The sequence below is a fragment of the Exiguobacterium sp. SH31 genome (assembly GCF_001816105.1).
Taxonomy (GTDB): domain Bacteria; phylum Bacillota; class Bacilli; order Exiguobacteriales; family Exiguobacteriaceae; genus Exiguobacterium; species Exiguobacterium aurantiacum_A.
The window spans coordinates 36,919-54,606 of sequence record NZ_LYTG01000028.1; the positions used below are offsets into that span (position 1 = coordinate 36,919).

The 17,688-nt window shown below is 51.7% G+C and carries 16 protein-coding genes and 1 tRNA gene; 3 read left to right on the forward strand and 14 right to left on the reverse strand.

Annotated elements, in window-relative coordinates:
- Positions 1–8 precede the first annotated feature (8 nt).
- The 14 genes from A6395_RS03915 to A6395_RS03980 all read right to left on the reverse strand — a co-directional run bounded on the left by A6395_RS03915 (position 9) and on the right by A6395_RS03980 (position 14,598).
- Complete coding sequence (locus A6395_RS03915) at positions 9–749, reverse strand: alpha/beta hydrolase (RefSeq protein WP_071397958.1); 741 nt, start codon at positions 747–749, stop codon at positions 9–11.
- Between the two features lie 102 nt (positions 750–851).
- Positions 852–1,076 carry a preprotein translocase subunit SecG gene (secG, locus tag A6395_RS03920; protein ID WP_012726902.1) on the reverse strand — a complete coding sequence of 75 codons (225 nt, stop codon included), beginning with the start codon at positions 1,074–1,076 and terminating at the stop codon, positions 852–854.
- Between the two features lie 73 nt (positions 1,077–1,149).
- On the reverse strand, positions 1,150–2,037 hold the full coding sequence (locus tag A6395_RS03925; RefSeq protein WP_233589577.1) for a YitT family protein: 888 nt from the start codon (positions 2,035–2,037) through the stop codon (positions 1,150–1,152).
- A gap of 55 nt (positions 2,038–2,092) precedes the next feature.
- Positions 2,093–3,430 (reverse strand): glycosyltransferase, encoded by a 1,338-nt coding sequence (locus A6395_RS03930; RefSeq protein ID WP_071397950.1) that lies wholly within the window; start codon positions 3,428–3,430, stop codon positions 2,093–2,095.
- Positions 3,427–4,635: a glycosyltransferase family 4 protein gene (locus A6395_RS03935; protein WP_071397960.1), complete on the reverse strand. Its 1,209-nt coding sequence runs from the start codon at positions 4,633–4,635 to the stop codon at positions 3,427–3,429. The genes A6395_RS03930 and A6395_RS03935 overlap by 4 nt, the downstream gene beginning before the upstream one ends.
- 21 nt (positions 4,636–4,656) lie before the next feature.
- Positions 4,657–5,538, reverse strand: a complete 882-nt coding sequence (gene galU / locus A6395_RS03940; protein ID WP_071397951.1) for a UTP--glucose-1-phosphate uridylyltransferase GalU — start codon at positions 5,536–5,538, stop codon at positions 4,657–4,659.
- Positions 5,539–6,064: 526 nt separating this feature from the next.
- Complete coding sequence (gene eno, locus A6395_RS03945; protein WP_070328705.1) at positions 6,065–7,366, reverse strand: phosphopyruvate hydratase; 1,302 nt, start codon at positions 7,364–7,366, stop codon at positions 6,065–6,067.
- Between the two features lie 33 nt (positions 7,367–7,399).
- Positions 7,400–8,938 (reverse strand): 2,3-bisphosphoglycerate-independent phosphoglycerate mutase, encoded by a 1,539-nt coding sequence (gpmI, locus tag A6395_RS03950; RefSeq protein ID WP_071397952.1) that lies wholly within the window; start codon positions 8,936–8,938, stop codon positions 7,400–7,402.
- A complete protein-coding gene (tpiA, locus tag A6395_RS03955; RefSeq protein WP_070328703.1) occupies positions 8,939–9,691 on the reverse strand; it encodes a triose-phosphate isomerase in 753 nt (250 codons plus the stop codon).
- A gap of 18 nt (positions 9,692–9,709) precedes the next feature.
- Complete coding sequence (locus A6395_RS03960; RefSeq protein WP_071397953.1) at positions 9,710–10,894, reverse strand: phosphoglycerate kinase; 1,185 nt, start codon at positions 10,892–10,894, stop codon at positions 9,710–9,712.
- A gap of 99 nt (positions 10,895–10,993) precedes the next feature.
- On the reverse strand, positions 10,994–12,001 hold the full coding sequence (gene gap / locus A6395_RS03965) for a type I glyceraldehyde-3-phosphate dehydrogenase (RefSeq protein ID WP_071397954.1): 1,008 nt from the start codon (positions 11,999–12,001) through the stop codon (positions 10,994–10,996).
- 60 nt (positions 12,002–12,061) lie between these two features.
- Entirely contained in the window at positions 12,062–13,090 is a 1,029-nt protein-coding gene (locus A6395_RS03970; RefSeq protein WP_084812926.1) for a sugar-binding transcriptional regulator, read from the reverse strand.
- 109 nt (positions 13,091–13,199) lie between these two features.
- Entirely contained in the window at positions 13,200–13,457 is a 258-nt protein-coding gene (locus A6395_RS03975; protein ID WP_071397955.1) for a glutaredoxin family protein, read from the reverse strand.
- A 1-nt stretch (position 13,458) separates the two neighbouring features.
- Positions 13,459–14,598, reverse strand: a complete 1,140-nt coding sequence (locus tag A6395_RS03980) for an RNA polymerase factor sigma-54 (RefSeq protein ID WP_071397956.1) — start codon at positions 14,596–14,598, stop codon at positions 13,459–13,461.
- A gap of 124 nt (positions 14,599–14,722) precedes the next feature.
- On the opposite strand from A6395_RS03980, the gene A6395_RS03985 reads away from it, so the two are divergent.
- From A6395_RS03985 to A6395_RS03995, 3 genes are all read left to right on the forward strand, one after another.
- Positions 14,723–14,795, forward strand: a tRNA-Arg gene (locus tag A6395_RS03985).
- Between the two features lie 114 nt (positions 14,796–14,909).
- A complete protein-coding gene (gene clpP, locus A6395_RS03990; RefSeq protein ID WP_255569971.1) occupies positions 14,910–15,524 on the forward strand; it encodes an ATP-dependent Clp endopeptidase proteolytic subunit ClpP in 615 nt (204 codons plus the stop codon).
- Positions 15,525–15,691: 167 nt separating this feature from the next.
- Positions 15,692–17,688: EAL domain-containing protein (locus A6395_RS03995; RefSeq protein WP_149038967.1), on the forward strand; the 1,997-nt coding region annotated here is incomplete at its 3' end.

Sequence of the window (17,688 nt, forward strand, 5' to 3'; positions counted from 1 at the left end):
CTCCTTTTTCACACTGACCAGTCTAACGTTTCGAGAAAATCGAGCACGTCCTGGTGCAGTTTCTCTTTTTCTTTGTCGAGGGTGATCACGTGTCCCGAATGCTCGTACATGAGCAGTTCTTTTTGGAACGCGTTGATCGCCTCGTAGATCTCGTGTGCAGATTGAGGATCGACCATGCGGTCTTTCGCTCCTTGGATGACGAGCGCCGGTACGAAGATATCTTCGAGCCGAGACGTCGTCTCCTCGACGAACTCACGTAAATCGGTGAGTGTCGGCATCGGTTTGAAGTCCGCCATCTCCCGTTCGATTTGTTCGGTCGATTTGTCTTCCCTTGATTTATATTCTCGGGCATACGCCTGGACTCCTTTATACAATCGGTCCTCGGCATCGATTTCAGTCGGTGCGCACATCGGCACGACACCTTTGACGCTCGCTTCTGAAGCGAGACGGAGCGACATGACGCCACCGAGCGATAGGCCGCAGACGGCGATTTCGGCGTAACCTTTGTCTTTCAACGCTTGGTAGGCGTCTTGGACGTCCTGCCACCAGTCGTTCGGTCCAAATTCGAGCAACTCTTCTGGTGGGACGCCATGTCCCCGGTACTGGGGTCCCATGCACGTGTAGCCTTCTTTTTGTAGGAAACGACCGAGCATGCGGACGTCCGCGCTCGATCCTGTAAAGCCATGTAACATTAACACGGCACGTGGTCCGCCTTCGAAGAAGAACGGTTTCGGTGCACTCACTTTCATCGTCCAAGTCAACTCCTCATACATTCCATTATTCCCAAAAAGTAATGCAAAAAAACAAAAGCTGACCGCCTCACGTAAAAACCGAGAACGATCAGCCTTTCATCATAGTGATGCGACTAGTAATCCTAAAATGAAAAACAATGTGCCTAGTACAGCTGCAGTTCGGTTCAAAACAGCGTCAAAGCCGCGTGCTTTCTGGCGGCCGAACAACTGCTCCGCGCCACCTGCAATCGCCCCAAGACCTTGCGACCGACCTGACATGAGCAGTACGACGACAATCAATAAAACAGCCACGACGAGCAGGCTGATTGTAGCGATCGTTTGCATAATAGTCAGTTCCTCCTTCTTTTTACACGCCTCTTATTATATAGAAGTTGTGATGAAAACGCCAGCTTTCAAATTATCGGGACGGGTAGCTGAACCCTTCCCCAATCACTTCTTTCACTTGGTGGATGACGACGAACGCACGCGGGTCGGTCACTTCGACGATTTTCTTGAGCGGACCGACTTGGCGCTTGTCGACGATCATGTACAACATGTTCTTATCTTGCTTCGAATAATGGCCGTGACCATGGATGATCGTCGCCGAGCGGCCGAGCGTCTCCGTCAAGACGGCAGCGAGCTCTTCGTGCTTGTCGCTGATGATCGTGACGGCTTTCCGGATGTTCAACCCTTCGGCGACGAGGTCGATGACCCACGAGCCGATGATGATGGCGATGAGCGTATAGAGCACGACTTGTTCCCCGAGGAAGAAGCCCGACGCCCCGACGACGATCGCATCGATGATGAACATCGACACGGCGACGCTCAAGTGCAGATAGCGTTCCATGAGCCGGGCGATGATGACACCGCCCCCGGTCGTCCCACCGACACGGAGCACCATCCCGATGCCGACACCGATCAAAATCCCGGCATAAACCGCCGCGAGCAGTTTATCCTCGGCCGGGCTGCCCCAGTTATGGGTCAAGCTCAGGAAGAGCGACGTCGAGACGACGGCGACGACGGAATAGATCATCGTTCTGCGATCGAGCAGCTTATAGCCGACGATAAACAATAGACCGTTCCCGATGATCGACGTGAAGCCGAGATCCCAACCGAACACGTAATACAAGATGATCGTGACCCCGAGCAGGCCACCTTCAGAGAAGTCGTTCGGGACGGTGAAATAGTTGACCCCGAAGGCGAGGATGAACGACCCGGCGATGATCCAGGCGATGTCTTTCAATGAGATCGATTGAAGTTTTTGCCAAACTTGTTGACGTAAAAGATGTTGTTGCTGACGTTTCATAAAAAATCCCCTTTCCATTTTACATATAAAAAAGACCGCGGCAAAAGCCGCAGTCTTAATGTTGTACTGGCTTTGGCGCACCGTCTTTCATAATCGGCAACTTGCGGTCTGCGACGTTTTCGTAGACGTTCAAGAGTGCCTCTTTTTCCAAATCCCAGTTATATTTCTCACGCGCCGTCTTCGTGTTCTCTTTGACACGGGCGTAAAGTTCTTGATCTTCGAGCAGGCGGTTGACGCCTTCCGCAATCGATTTCGGGTCATGCGAGTCGACGACGACACCGACGTCGTTGCCGGCGACGACACGTTCGATCTCAGGGAAGTCACACGACACGACCGGCACTTCGGCCATCAAGTATTCGAACAATTTGTTCGATGACGCCGAGTAGTGGTTGAAGCAGACGTTGTTCAACACTTGGAAACCGAGATATGCGTTCATCGTGTAGTACGGTAACGCCTCGACCGGTACTTTATCAATCATCTTGACGCGGTCGCTGACGCCTTCGTCCTCGATCATCTGTTTGATGACCGGCTTCAATTTCCCGTCGCCGATCATGACGAGCGTGCCTTCTTTGAAGTCTTTCGCCGCCAAGACGAGTTGTTCGAGACCGCGTCCCGCTTGGACGCCGCCTTGATAGAGCAAGATCTTTTCGTCTTTCGGCAAGTCGAGCAAGGCGTGCAAGTCTTTCCGGAGCGAGAAGTCGAGCGGGCGGTAGAACGGATAGTTATGGAGCACGTACGGATAGAAACCGTACAGCTCTTCGTTATGCGCCGCGCGCGTATGGTTCTCGACCATCATCGAGTCGACGTATGGCAACAACCAGCCTTCGAGGTTACTTTGAATGTAGCCGTAACCGGTCCGGTCGGTCTGGACCTCATGCGAGTCGTAGACGATCTTGCCTTTATTGACGAGTTTGCCGGCGATCAACGCCTGCGGGAGCGTGTTCAAGTCGTTCGCGTGATAGAAGTCGTAAGACTTCTTCGTCGAGGCGAACACCATCTCGAGCATCGCGCTCGCGTTGACGATGTTTTTACGGACCGGCGGGAGCAAAATCGCACCCGCTGCCGCGCCGAGACCGAGCATCGTCAGTGGCGCGAGGATGACTAATCCCGCCCCGACGAGTCCAGCCCCGAGTTGGCGCGTCTTCTTCTTAGACACCCACGTCCGGACTGATTTCAACGCCTTCATCCCGTTGACGAGAATCGACGGCTGACGTTTCACACGGATGACACGGAAACCTTCGGGGCGCATCTCTTCGGCCGGAAGCTCTTTGTTTTTAGGGTCTTGCAAGGCGATCAAATCGACCTCGTACCCCGCCTCGGCGAGCGCCGAGCATTCGCGAAGGACACGGGCGTCATTCGTAAAGTGGTTCCAAACAAACATACATACCTTCATCGTTGTTCCTCCATCATTAACTTGTCGATCACGTCATCGAGGACGTGTATATTGTTTTCCCAGCACAGGTTGTCTTTCACGTAACGGATGCCGTTCGCCCCGAACTTATCGCGCAGGTCCGGACGATCAAGCAATGTCCGGAGTGACTGTTCAATCTCGTCGATGTCACGCTTCCGTGACACGTAGCCGACTTCCGCCGCTTCGATGACATTCGCCGCATGGCCTGACACCGCAGCGACGATCGGTTTACCGACCGCCATATAATCGATTAATTTACCCGGGATGACCGTGTCGAACACGTCTTGGTCGATCAAGCTGACGAACGCGACGTCGGCATTTTTGATCGCTTGGAACGCCTCCGTCCGTGGCATCGCCTCGAGGAAGAGGAAGTTCTTGAATCCGCGGGCTTTAATCGTTGCTTTCAATTCGTTCTTCCGGTAACCGTAGCCGATCAGCTTGAAGTGGACGCGTGGCTCGTCGCGGAAACGCTCCGCGAGTTCAAGCAACAGCGACACGTCTTGGGCAAGCCCCATGTTGCCGGCGTATAAAATCTCCATCCGGTCGTCTTCGGGAACGGTCCGCTCCAAGTTGCGCTCGCTCACACGGATCGAGTTCGGCATATAGTGGATCATGCCGTTGTCGACACCGCGCTGACGAAGATAGCTGCGGAAGCCTTCCGAGTTGATGATGATCGCATCGGCCGACTTGTAGAGCCGCTTCTCAAACCAAAACGCGGGCGTGAGCATCCAGTCGTACTTGAACACACCGACACCTTTGACCGACTCCGGCCACAGGTCACGGACGTCGAGTACGAACGGGACGCCATGTTTTCGCTTCGCATACACCCCGACGAACGCCATAAAAAAAGACGGGGTCGTCGCGAAGACGACATCCGGTTTCGTATCGAGTGCTCTGACGGCGGCGACACCTTTGATCATCTGTTCGAGGAACAAGGCGAGCCGGCTCAACATGTTCGACGTATGCTTCCGCTTTTTCGTGATGAGTCGCTTGATGAACGGCTGGTTGTTCAGCTCCGTGTCGTTCCAGAACCGGTCGTCTTTATACAAGTTGAAGTTCGGATACGACGGGGCGGCCGTGATGACCTCGACCTCGTAGCCACGTTCTTTCATGAGATGCGTAATATTTTGCATCCGGTTGCCGGCGCTGCCGATCTCCGGATAATAGTTTTGACACACCATTAACATTGTTTTCAAAAATAACACACCTTACTGTTGTTCGAGTTCGTCCACGAACCGTTTTAACAGTTCATGGACGTTGGTTTTTAAATCTGGGTCGCATAACGCATAGGCAATCGTCGCCTCGATAAAGCCGATCGGTTCCCCGACATCAAAGCGACGGCCGTCAAATTCGTAGGCGAACACCGTCTGCGCCTCGTTCAAGCGCGCGATGGCGTCCGTCAATTGGATCTCGCCCCCGGTACCGACCTCTTGGGCCGATAACGCCTCAAAGACGTCAGGCGTCAAAATGTAGCGGCCGAGGATGGCGAGGTTTGAAGGCGCCTCTCCGGCGGGCGGTTTCTCAACGAACGTCCGCACCGGGATGAGCTTCCCTTCGACGGCAAGCGGGTCAATTATACCATATCGATTCGTCATTTCATACGGGACACGCTGAACCCCGATGATCGAGCGTTCATGCTCCTCGTACTGCTCGATGAGCTGGCGTGTCGCCGGCACTTCCGCCTCGATAATATCATCGCCCAAGAGGACGGCGAACGGTTCGTCGCCGATGAACTTGCGGGCACACCAAATCGCGTGGCCGAGTCCTTTCGGCTCCTGTTGGCGTATGTAGTGGATGTTGGCGAGGTTCGACGAGTGGCGGACCGACTCGAGCAGCTCCGTCTTCCCTTTCGACTCGAGGTTCTGTTCGAGCTCGATGGCGCGGTCAAAATGGTCCTCGATGGCACGTTTGTTCTTCCCGGTCACGATGATGATGTCCTCGATCCCTGAGGCGACCGCCTCCTCGACGATGAACTGGATCGTCGGCTTGTTGACGATCGGGAGCATCTCTTTTGGCATCGCCTTCGTCGCCGGCAAGAAGCGCGTGCCGAGACCAGCGGCTGGGATGATGGCTTTGCGTACACGTTTCATGAACGTATCTCCTTTTTTCATTATGTAGATGATTATACCCAAAAATTCGACTTTCACGCACGTAAAAAACGGCCGTGACATGCGTCACGACCATTTCCGATCGTCCATATACTTATACAGGAACCACCCGCCGACACCGAGCGCAATGAGAAGAAGGAGAAAGTCGCTGATCATCATGACAAACGCCTCCTTTTACCTACACTAGTCTATTCCCGGAAATGCGAAGGGATATGCGCTCCGTCTTGGCGGCACCGATGCTTTCTGCAGGCAATCCACGGAGCCTCCTCGCGCTTACGCGCTTGCGGGGTCTCCGCGCGATTGCTTTCCTGCAAGAGTCACGGTGCCGCTCGGACGGAAATCAGACGGTGGGCGACTCCTTGGGGAGAGTGATGCAAGGATGACCCCGTAAAGCGCGAAGGCGCTGCGGAGGCATCCGCATCACCCCAGGAAAGCGTCCCGCCGTCGGATGAAGTGTCGACAACAAAAAATAGGCCCGCCACAAGGCGGACCTGAAACAATCAATCAATTATTTTTTGAGGTTTTTGAGGTTGTAGAACGACTTGATGCCGTCGTATTTCGCTACATCGCCGAGCATGTCTTCGATGCGGAGAAGTTGGTTGTACTTCGCGATACGGTCTGTACGCGAGAGTGAACCAGTTTTGATTTGACCAGCGTTTGTCGCAACTGCGATATCAGCGATTGTCGCATCTTCTGTTTCACCAGAACGGTGCGAGATAACTGCTGTGTAACCAGCTTTTTTAGCCATTTCGATCGCGTCGAATGTTTCTGTGAGCGTACCGATTTGGTTAACTTTGATGAGGATCGAGTTCGAGATGCCTTTTTCGATACCTTCAGCAAGTTTCTCAGTGTTCGTTACGAAGAGGTCATCCCCAACGAGCTGAACTTTGTGACCGATTTTGTCAGTAAGCAATTTGAAGCCGTCCCAGTCGTTTTCGTCGCAACCGTCTTCGATTGAGATGATTGGGTACTTGTCAACGAGCTCAGCGTAGAAGTCTACAAGCTCAGCAGTCGTCATTGACTTGCCTTCGCCAGCGAGTTCGTACTTGCCAGTCGACTTGTCGTAGAACTCAGACGATGCAACGTCCATTGCGAGGTAGATGTCTTCGCCAGCTTTGTAACCAGCTTTTTCGATCGCTTCAAGGATAACTGTGATCGCTTCTTCGTTCGACTTAAGGTTTGGTGCGAAACCACCTTCGTCACCGACAGCTGTGTTAAGACCCATACCAGAAAGAACTGATTTGAGGGCGTGGAATACTTCTGCACCCATGCGGAGCGCTTCGCGGAACGTTGGCGCGCCTACAGGCATGATCATGAACTCTTGGAAGTCAACGTTGTTGTCAGCGTGCGAACCACCGTTGATGATGTTCATCATTGGAGTTGGAAGCGTCTTCGCGTTGAATCCACCGAGGTACGTGTAAAGTGGAAGGCCGAGCTCGTCTGCTGCTGCGTGTGCTGCTGCCATTGAGACACCGAGGATCGCGTTTGCGCCGAGTTTACCTTTGTTTTTCGTACCGTCGAGCTCGATCATTTTCGCATCGAGTGCGTTTTGGTCGAAGACATCGTAGCCGATGAGTTCAGGTGCGATTGTGTCGTTTACGTTAGCAACGGCTTTGAGTACGCCTTTACCAAGGTAACGTGACTTGTCGCCATCGCGAAGCTCTACTGCTTCGTGCTCACCAGTTGATGCGCCTGATGGGACGAGGGCACGACCGAAGCCGCCGTCTTCTGTGAATACTTCTACTTCGATTGTTGGGTTACCGCGTGAATCCAAAATTTCGCGTGCGTAAATTTCTGTGATCATTGACATAAAAATCGCTCCTTTTTGTTTGGAAAATGTAGTTTACTTCTTAACGATTGACGTACCGGTCATTTCAGCCGGTTGCTCTCCTCCGAGGAGGTGTAAGAGCGTCGGGGCGAGGTCGCAAAGCGAACCTTTCATAACTGGTTTCAGTTCAACGCCTGGCTTCGTGACGATACACGGTACAGGTTCTGTCGTATGGGCCGTCATCGGTGAGCCGTCCGGGTTCGTGACAAGGTCAGCGTTCCCGTGGTCTGCCGTGATGATCGCCGCGCCGCCTTTGGCGAGTAGTGCGTCCACTACTTTACCGAGGCATTCGTCGACGACTTCGACCGCTTTTTTCGTCGGTTCAAGCATACCGGAATGGCCGACCATGTCCGGGTTCGCGTAGTTGATGATATACGCGTCGTACGTGTCTGATTCGATGCGCTCGAGAAGACCTTCTGTGAGCTCGTATGCGCTCATTTCCGGTTTCAAGTCGTACGTCGCTACTTTCGGCGACGGGACGAGGAAGCGATCTTCACCTTCGAACGGTGTTTCTTGTTGTCCGTTCAAGAAGAACGTGACGTGCGGGTATTTCTCAGTTTCCGCTGCGCGGAGCTGTTTGTACCCTTGCGCGGCGAGCGTTTCGCCGAGCGTGTTTTTCAAATCTTCCGGCGGGAAGACGATATCCGTATCGATCTCATCCGAGAATTTCGTCATCGAGACGAGCAAGACGTTCTCCGGATGCGCGCTCGAGAGCTCGAACCCTTTGAAGCCTGTCTTCTCTTTGAACACTTTCGCGAGTTCGATCGCCCGGTCCGGACGGAAGTTGAAGAACATGATCGCGTCGTTGTCTTTGATCGTCGCGACCGGTTGACCGTCTTTCTCGATGACCGTCGGCAAGACGAACTCATCTGTCAAACCGTCTGCGTACGATTGCTTAAGCACGTCGACCGCATTCGTTCCGACTTCGCCTTTCGCGTTGACGAGGACGTCGTAAACTTTTACGACGCGTTCCCAACGGTTGTCGCGGTCCATGGCATAGTAACGTCCAGACACACTAGCGACTTGACCGACACCGAGTTCAGCGAGCTTCGCTTCCGTCTGTTCGAGGAAGCTTGCACCTGATTTCGGATCACAGTCACGGCCGTCCGTGAAAGCGTGAATGAATACTTTTTCAATGCCGTGGAGTTTCGCGAACTCGACGATGGCGAACATGTGCTGGATGTGGGAATGGATCCCACCGTCTGAGACGAGCCCCATGATGTGGAGGCTTGAATCATACTTCTTCACATGTCCCGCCAAATGGTTCATCGCTTGACGGTCGAAGAGCGACCGGTCTTTGATGGCGTTGTTGACGCGTGAAAGTGACTGATAGACGACCCGGCCGGCACCGATGTTCAAGTGACCGACTTCCGAGTTGCCCATCTGACCTTCCGGGAGACCGACGTACTCACCTTGCGCGTTTAACAACGTGTGTGGATACGTCTCCCAGTAACGGTCGAAGTTCGGTTTGTTCGCCGCAGCGACCGCATTACCGAACGTTTCGTTCCGCATACCGAAACCATCTAAGATGATAAGGGCGACAGGTCTTGCCATTTAAATCGCCTCCAACAACTTGAGGAACGAAGCAGCTTCGAGTGAAGCACCGCCGACGAGTGCGCCGTCGATGTCTTCTTGAGCCATATACTCCTTGATGTTCTCAGGTTTGACTGAACCGCCGTATTGGATGCGAACCGCAGCCGCCACGTCTTCACCGTAAAGGCCTTTTACAACGTCGCGAACGTATTTGCATGAGCTTTGCGCGTCTGCTTCGTCCGCTGATTTGCCAGTACCGATTGCCCAAACTGGCTCATACGCGATGACGAGTTGTTTGACTTGGTCAGCTGAAAGATCGGCGAGGCCACCTTCGACTTGCGTCTTGATGACTTCTTCGAACTTGCCGCCTTCGCGCTCGTCAAGTGTTTCACCGACACAAACGATTGGCGTAAGACCGTGTTCGAACGCTTTTTTCGTTTTGCTGTTGATGAACGCATCTGACTCGCCGAAGTACTCACGTCGCTCCGAGTGTCCAAGGATGACGTAAGTGACGCCGAGGTTGGCGATCATCGCCGGGCTCGTTTCACCTGTGTATGCCCCGCTGTCTTTGTCGTACATATTTTGCGCACTAAGCTTTAAGTTCGATCCTTTAGCCGCTTCTACCATTGGGGCCAAGAATACTGCTGGTGCACCAATCGCCGCGTCAACTTTGTCCGTTGACGGGATATTGTTTTTAACTTCCTCTACGAAAGCGACCGCTTCCGAGAGTGTTTTATTCATTTTCCAGTTACCTGCAATAATCGGTTTACGCATCGATAATCCTCCTCAGTTTTACTTGTCGTTCAACGCTTCGACGCCTGGAAGTTTCTTGCCTTCCATGAATTCGAGTGAAGCGCCGCCACCAGTTGAGATGTGACTCATCTTGTCAGCGAGGCCGAACTTGGCTGCTGCCGCGGCTGAGTCGCCACCACCGATGATCGAATACGCGTCGCTGTCTGCGAGTGCTTGAGCGACACCTTTCGTTCCGTTAGCGTATTTATCGAGTTCGAATACGCCCATCGGTCCGTTCCAAACGACAAGTTTCGATTCGCGAATCGCTTCCGCGTAAATTTCGACCGTCTTCGGTCCGATGTCGAGACCCATGTGATCCGCAGGGATCGAGTCGATATCGACTGGTCCGACGTAAGTTTCTTCGCCGAATTCTTTCGCAATCACACAGTCGACCGGCAACAAGAACTTCACGCCTTTGTCTTCTGCTTTTTTCATGAACTCACGAGCGAGGTCGAGCTTGTCTTCTTCAAGGAGTGACGTTCCGACTTCGTGCCCGAGTGCTTTCGAGAACGTGTACGAGAGTCCGCCACCGATGATGAGCGTGTCAACGATGTCAAGAAGGTGATCGATGACCCCGATCTTGTCAGCAACTTTCGAACCACCGATGATAGCCGTGAACGGGCGATCCGGGTTCGAGAGTGCCTTGCCGAGCACTTCAAGTTCTTTCTCCATCAATAAACCAGCAACCGCCGTGTCGACGTTTTGCGCGATCCCTTCCGTCGAGGCATGGGCACGGTGAGCCGCACCGAACGCGTCGTTGACGAAGACGTCAGCGAGCGCCGCAAAGCCTTTAGCGAGTTCTGGATCATTTTTCGTTTCACCAGGGTAGAAACGGACGTTTTCGAGAACGACGACGTCACCTTCACCAAGTTTTGAAACCGCTTCTTCTGCAACTGGACCGTACGCTTCTTCAGCGAGCGGTACGTCTTTGCCGAGAAGTTCACCTAGACGTTTTGCAACCGGTGCGAGCGAGTATTTTTCGTTCTTCTCGCCGCCTGGACGGCCGAGGTGGCTCGCCAAAATGACTTTCGCGCCGCCGTCGATCAAATGCTTGATCGTCGGAATAGCTGCTTGGATCCGCGTTTCATCTTGAATGACGCCATCTTTAAGTGGAACGTTGAAGTCAACGCGGCAAAAGACGCGCTTCCCTTTTACATCGATGTCACGAATAGACTGTTTGTTCATAAACCTTCGCCTCCATATGTCGTGCGTTTAAATTTCATAAATAGAGCGGAGAACAATCTCTTGTTTCCGCTCCTATTTGGTTCTATTTAGTTCACGAACTTACTTCGCGATTTCAGCAAAGTGCTTGAGTGTGCGAACCAATTGTGCAGTGTATGACATTTCGTTGTCGTACCATGCAACTGTTTTAACGAGTTGCTTGTCGCCGACTGTCATGACTTTCGTTTGTGTCGCATCGAAGAGTGAACCGTAAGTGATTCCGACGATGTCAGAAGATACGATTTCGTCTTCAGTGTAACCGAATGACTCGTTCGCTGCTTTTTTCATTGCTGCGTTGATTTCGTCAACAGAAACTGTTTTCTCGAGAACTGTTACGAGCTCAGTCAATGAACCAGTTGCAACTGGTACACGTTGTGCTGCGCCATCAAGTTTACCTTGAAGTGCTGGGATAACAAGGCCGATCGCTTTAGCCGCACCAGTTGTGTTCGGTACGATGTTCGCTGCTGCCGCACGTGCACGACGGAAGTCACCTTTAGGGTGTGGAGCGTCGAGCGTGTTTTGGTCGCCAGTGTAAGCGTGGATTGTTGTCATGAGACCTTCGATGATTCCGAACTGATCTTGGAGAACTTTCGCCATTGGCGCCAAGCAGTTTGTTGTACAAGAAGCACCAGAGATTACTGTCTCAGAACCGTCAAGGATTTCGTGGTTCGTGTTGTAAACGACTGTCTTCATGTCACCTGTAGCCGGAGCCGAGATCACAACTTTTTTCGCGCCAGCTTTCAAATGAAGCTCCGCTTTTTCTTTGTCTGTGAAGAATCCAGTACATTCGAGGACGATGTCAACACCGAGCTCGCCCCATGGAAGTTCTTCTGGGTTACGGTTAGCAAGTGTAACGACTTTCTCGCCGTTTACGAGGAAATGACCGTCGTGTACTTCAACTTCTCCGTCGAAACGACCTTGTGTCGTGTCATATTTGAGAAGGTGAGCAAGCATCTTCGTGTCAGTCAAGTCGTTGATTGCAACAACCTCGACTCCTTCGTTCTTGATGATCTCGCGGAATGCCAAGCGACCAATACGTCCAAATCCGTTAATACCAACTTTTACTGCCATAGTTAATTTCCTCCTTAGGGTAGAAGCTATTTATTAGAAGAGCCAACGGGGGTCAACTCTTTAATAACGATTTAATAATTCTGTGGCCGCACCTTCGTCTGTGACGAGGATGATGTTCGGCCTATGTTTCGCATATGCGGCAATCGCTTGTGCCTTCGACTTTCCTCCGGCGACGGCGATGACGGTGTCCATATCGTCGAGCTCCTCTAATTGGATGCCGACCGTCTTGACCCGATGAACGATTTCGCCTTCTGCGTTGAAATAATATCCGAACGCTTCGGCGACGGCTTCGTGCCGTTCGATCATCCGCAAATGCTCCGGTGTGGCGTGACGACGTTTTGCCATCGTTTCGGCCTCACCAATTCCATGTACCACTATTCGAGCCGCTCTAATCATTTCCAGCACATTTTTTATGCTTGGTTCCTCCACCATCCGTTCAAACGTCTTTTGTGAAACCTCATCTGGGATGTGGAGTAAATGATAGTCGGCGTGGGCCCGGTCTGCCATTCGAGAACAGACGGTGTTCGCCTGTAACTCGAGCGTTTCGCCGAGTCCGCCGCGTGCCGGCACGAAATGCATCGGTCGTTCTTTTTTATCGGGCGACATCATTGCCGCAACCGATGCCATCGTCGTCCCGCCTGTGACCGCGATGATATTGTTGTCAGGTGCCAGTCGCGCTTTTAGTTGCGTGACGGCGGCCCGACCGATATCTCGCTGGACCCAGAACGTCTCGTCCGAATCTCCCGGTACGATGACGACTTGGCGAACGCCTAGTTTTTGCTCGAGAACTCGTGCGACTTGTGAAATCCCTAGGATTTCTCCCATGACCTCGTGCAAGTCTCTGAGAACGTTTCGGCCCGATTCTGTAAGTGAGATCCCTTGGGTCGCGACTGTGAGAAGACCTTGGTCTTTCAAAAAGTCGACTTCTCGTCTTAAGATTCGTTCCGTCAGCCCGAGGCTTGTGGCCAACGTCCGGCGGCCGATTGGCTGCATGAGCCGGACATAATGTAAGATGTCATAACGATGTCGGAGCGTGTCGAGCAGGTCAGGGACGATTTGCTTCTGAACTTGAATCAGTTGCTGGATCATGCTCATTCCCCCTCGACTTAAAGTATGGACAAAAAATGTCCCACTTTTATTTTTACGTCCCACCGCTACGAGTTCATCTTACCAATCACCTTACCGTCTGGCAACCCCTTCAAACGTTTTTTTTCGATGTAAGCGCATACTTAACAAATTCTTCAACTTTCTCATCATCGTATCGCCCTTGACTGATAAGGGTTCCTTCATGTACAACGACGGGAATCTCAAATAAATATTTTTCTTCGAGCAACGCATTGCCCGTGATGTCGATTTGCTCGAGCTCGAACGGATAATCTTCCTGTAGCCATTCGAGCATGACGAGCGCCTCCTCGCAGAGCGAGCAGTTCTCCCGGCGATATAACGTCAGTACCATGTCACGTCTCCCCTTTCCATAACTGTCGTTCCCGCTCCCGCGAGTTGCCAAAACCTAGCGCCTCACGATAATTCGCGACCGTCCGCCGCGTCACCGTGTAGCCGATCCGGTCCAGCTCCTCGGTGAGCGCTTGGTCGCTCAAAGGCGCCGTCTCTTGTTGGATCAGCTCGGCGAGCGCCCGTTTAATCATGAACGGGGCTTGGCCGTGGTATGTGGCGCGGACGAAGAAGTGACGCCACTCCATCACGCCGCCCGCGGTCTTGGCGTACTTGCCTTGAATCGCGCGGCCGACCGTCGACTCATGCTTGCCGATCTCGATGGCGACTTCTTTTCGCGTGAGCGGATGCAGGACGAGCTGCCCGTGGAGCCAGTCCGCCTGGTGTCGCTCGATGACGGCCCATACGGAACGGAGCGTCGCTGCGCGCATCGCGAGCGTCTCTTGCCACCACTTCGCCTCCCGGTCCGAACCGACGTCTAAGGCAATCATCGGGCTGAACCACGTAGTGATGAGTTCCCCGTCTTGAACGCCGACCTCGAGTTCGGGCAGAATATGCTCGGTTTCTTCATATAATATCGGTGTCCTCGGGAGTGTGGCGACGATTCGGCTGATCCGCTCGTATTCGTCGGTCGTCATCCCGAGCTTGTCCGCTATATGCTCGACCTTTGCGTCAAGCGCCTCGAACACGTCGAGCACGTGTGGATCGTCATGCTCGATCGCGTGACGGTATTGGCAGTCATGTTCTGAAGCCGCACCAATCCCAGTCGGCTCTAAAAATAACAGTGCGCGCCGGGCCAGATCGACGTCCGTCATCTCGACACCGAATCGCTTCGCGAGGACGGCATCGGTCTCCGGCAGTAGCCCGCGATGGTCGAGCGCCATGACGAGTTGTTTTTGAAGCTGTTTTTGGGCCTCGGTCCCGCTTCCTTCGTCAATCTGTTCAAATAGCCGTGCTTCAAAACCGCCCGCCGCGTCCGCAATCCATTCGACCGTACCGCCCGTTGTGATGTGCGCGTTTCGTTTAGCCAACCGGGCGAGCTGCCACTCGAGCGCGACCCGGTCCGCCTCAAGAACCGGCAGACGCCGGACCATGTCTTGTGTCAGCTGAAGCTTCTGCAGTTGTTGCTGTTCTTGCCGTTGCATCGGTCACACCCCTCTCACTTCTAATTGTAACGAATGGTCGCCAAACGCGCTCACAAAAAAAGACGTGATAACAGGATTGCTTTTTCAAAAAAACAATTGTATAATAAATCGTGTCAGAGAACATGCACCCGTAGCTCAGGGGATAGAGCACTGGTTTCCGGTGCCAGGTGTCGGGAGTTCAAATCTCTCCGGGTGTATCAAATCAAGAGGTCAGGCAGATGCCTGGCCTCTTTTGTCGTTTATAATTGATCGAACGGTGGAATATGTGAGAAACAAAGACTATCGTTTGACCAACATTGACTATAGCGGTTATGATAGGTTTACACGATACATACAAGGAGGCAAATTCAATGTTAATTCCAACAGTTATCGAACAAACAGGTCGCGGGGAACGCGCGTACGACATTTACTCACGCTTGCTTAAAGACCGGATCATCCTTCTCGGAAGCGCGATCGACGACAACGTCGCCAACTCGATCGTCGCCCAGCTTCTTTTCCTTGCAGCTGAGGACCCAGATAAGGACATCTCACTCTACATCAACAGCCCGGGTGGCTCGATCACTTCTGGAATGGCGATCTACGACACGATGAACTTCATCAAGCCGAACGTATCGACAATCTGTATCGGAATGGCCGCATCGATGGGTGCCTTCTTGCTCCAAGCCGGTGAAAAAGGCAAACGCTTCGCGCTTCCAAACGCGGAGATCATGATTCACCAACCGCTCGGCGGAACACAAGGTCAAGCGTCGGACATTAAAATCCACGCCGAACGGATCATCAAGATGCGTGAGAAGTTGAACCAAATCATGGCCGACAACACAGGACAGCCGCTTGAAGTCATCGAGCGCGACACAGAGCGTGACTACTTCATGTCAGCTGAAGAGGCTAGCAACTACGGTCTCATCGACAAAGTCATGACACGTTAATCATTTTGACTCACAGTAAGCACACGTACTCAGTACGTGTGCTTTTTTTGTGCTGATTCGGCAGTGTGTAACCTCCCCATGTATTGACCCTATTTAACAAGCACCCGTTCTATAATGAATAAAGAATCTTTAGAAAGGATTTTAATACCAAATAGAGGAGGTCTATTTTGAAGAATTTTTTAAATTTTAGGTGCAATCAAATACCAGGGGAACATCGGGATTGGACACATCTGATTCAATATATGGAACAATCCCCAGAACTGATCTACATTGCCACCCCTAAACTCGATGTGTGTTACATCAATCCTGCATTCGAATCGATGTATGGGTCTGGGTCAGACCATTTTTTCGATCTCAATCATTGGCCGGATGAAGATGTCATAAGAAAAGTGATGACATCTCACCAACAAGCATACGAGGGTGAGTCTGTGACATATGAAGTATCGAGAATAAACGACGACAGAATTCATCACTTATCCATTACAAACTTGGCTGTACCTTTTAATACGTCAGAGGAAGTGGTCATCGGTGTCGTAAAGGACATGAGCTCTACCATACAGCTCCAAGACGAACGTCTTCGCTTTGATTCACATCGTCGTGTAGTCAGCGGAATCGAAGGACTCGCTTTGTTCGAGTTCAATTTAAGCGATAATCAATTCAGCACGTTCGGATCACTCGATTCCATGTTTGGATTAGCTGATGATTGCTCTAACGACTACAGTCCCCTACTTTTTAAGCAACTTTTGCATCCAGATGACTTGAATACATACTTAGAAGAGTTAGGAAAGCTGATGATCGACCCAGAGACATATACACGCGAATCGATGGTGCGCATCTTTCATTTGAAAGAAGGACAATATCGTTCATTCTTAGTACGTAGCCATCTATCTTCCAACCGAAAGATATTGACTTGTGCCGTGATCGATCGAACAGGACGACACCCTGATGAACAAGCTAAAATAGAACAACTCAGTCATTTCGTGGAAGCTGCATTAATGGAATACGACTTTTTAACGGAATCGTTCCGTTATATAACTCCCGGTTTATTTAAAATGATGGGTTACGATTCAGGACAACCCGAATTAGACGTTCAGTTTTGGAAAGAGTTGCTCCATCCAGACGATGTCGACATGATCATCGCCTCTCGTGAAGAGACACTTGCAGGAATGGCTGCGACATACGTCTACCGCGTTTATGTACAAGGTGAAATAAAGTGGGTTGAAGAACGTCGGGAACCGCTGTTTGATAAGCATCGGCAAGTCGTAGCATACCGGGCTCTGTTAAAAAACATCACTCGCCTCCATGATCAAGAAGAACAAATCACAGAGTTGCGAACTTATGACCCCGTCACCGGTGCCTCCAACCGTGAAACACTGACAGAGTATCTAAATGAACTCTTAACAAACAAGCGACCGATTACGATGATCGGTGTGTCTTTTAATCACCATACAGAAGTAAAGCAGACACTTGGTTTCGAGATGGCAGACGAGTGGCGTGCCGTCACAACCGCCACACTTCAAAAACTCGTCCCTGAACAAGCCATGCTTGCTCAAATCAGCGAAGATATGAACTGTATCGTCATCCCTCAGTCTTGGACGGATGAAGAAGCGAGACGATTCGGCAAACGTGTGACAAACTTGTCGGAACATCTTTTCTCAATCGGTAACTATGAGATTTTCACGACTGTATCGGTCGGTGTTTGCCGTTATCCTCATGATGGTGAGACGGCAAACGATTTGATCAAGCATACCGTCCATGTCACGAACCACGCATTTCAGCAAGGTGGACCTCACATCGAGCTATATTCTTCAAAAGTTGACTTACCGTCCATTCGACGTTATGAATTGACCAATGATTTACGGTCCGCTATCAAAAACCGTGAATTTTATGTCGTCTATCAACCGAAAGTCGATGCATGGACCGGAGAGATCCTTGGTGCGGAAGCATTAATGCGCTGGACACATCCGACTTGGGGGGCAATCTCTCCAGCCGAGTTTATCCCTTTGATCGAGCGAAGTAATTTATACGTTGAAGTGACGGATTTTTTAATTGAAGAAGTCTGCACGTTCTTAAGTACTTTATCGATGAAACTTCCAGTGTCAATCAATGTGCCGGTACAATACTTTTATCGGGATGACTATTTATGCGTCATCCATAATTCATT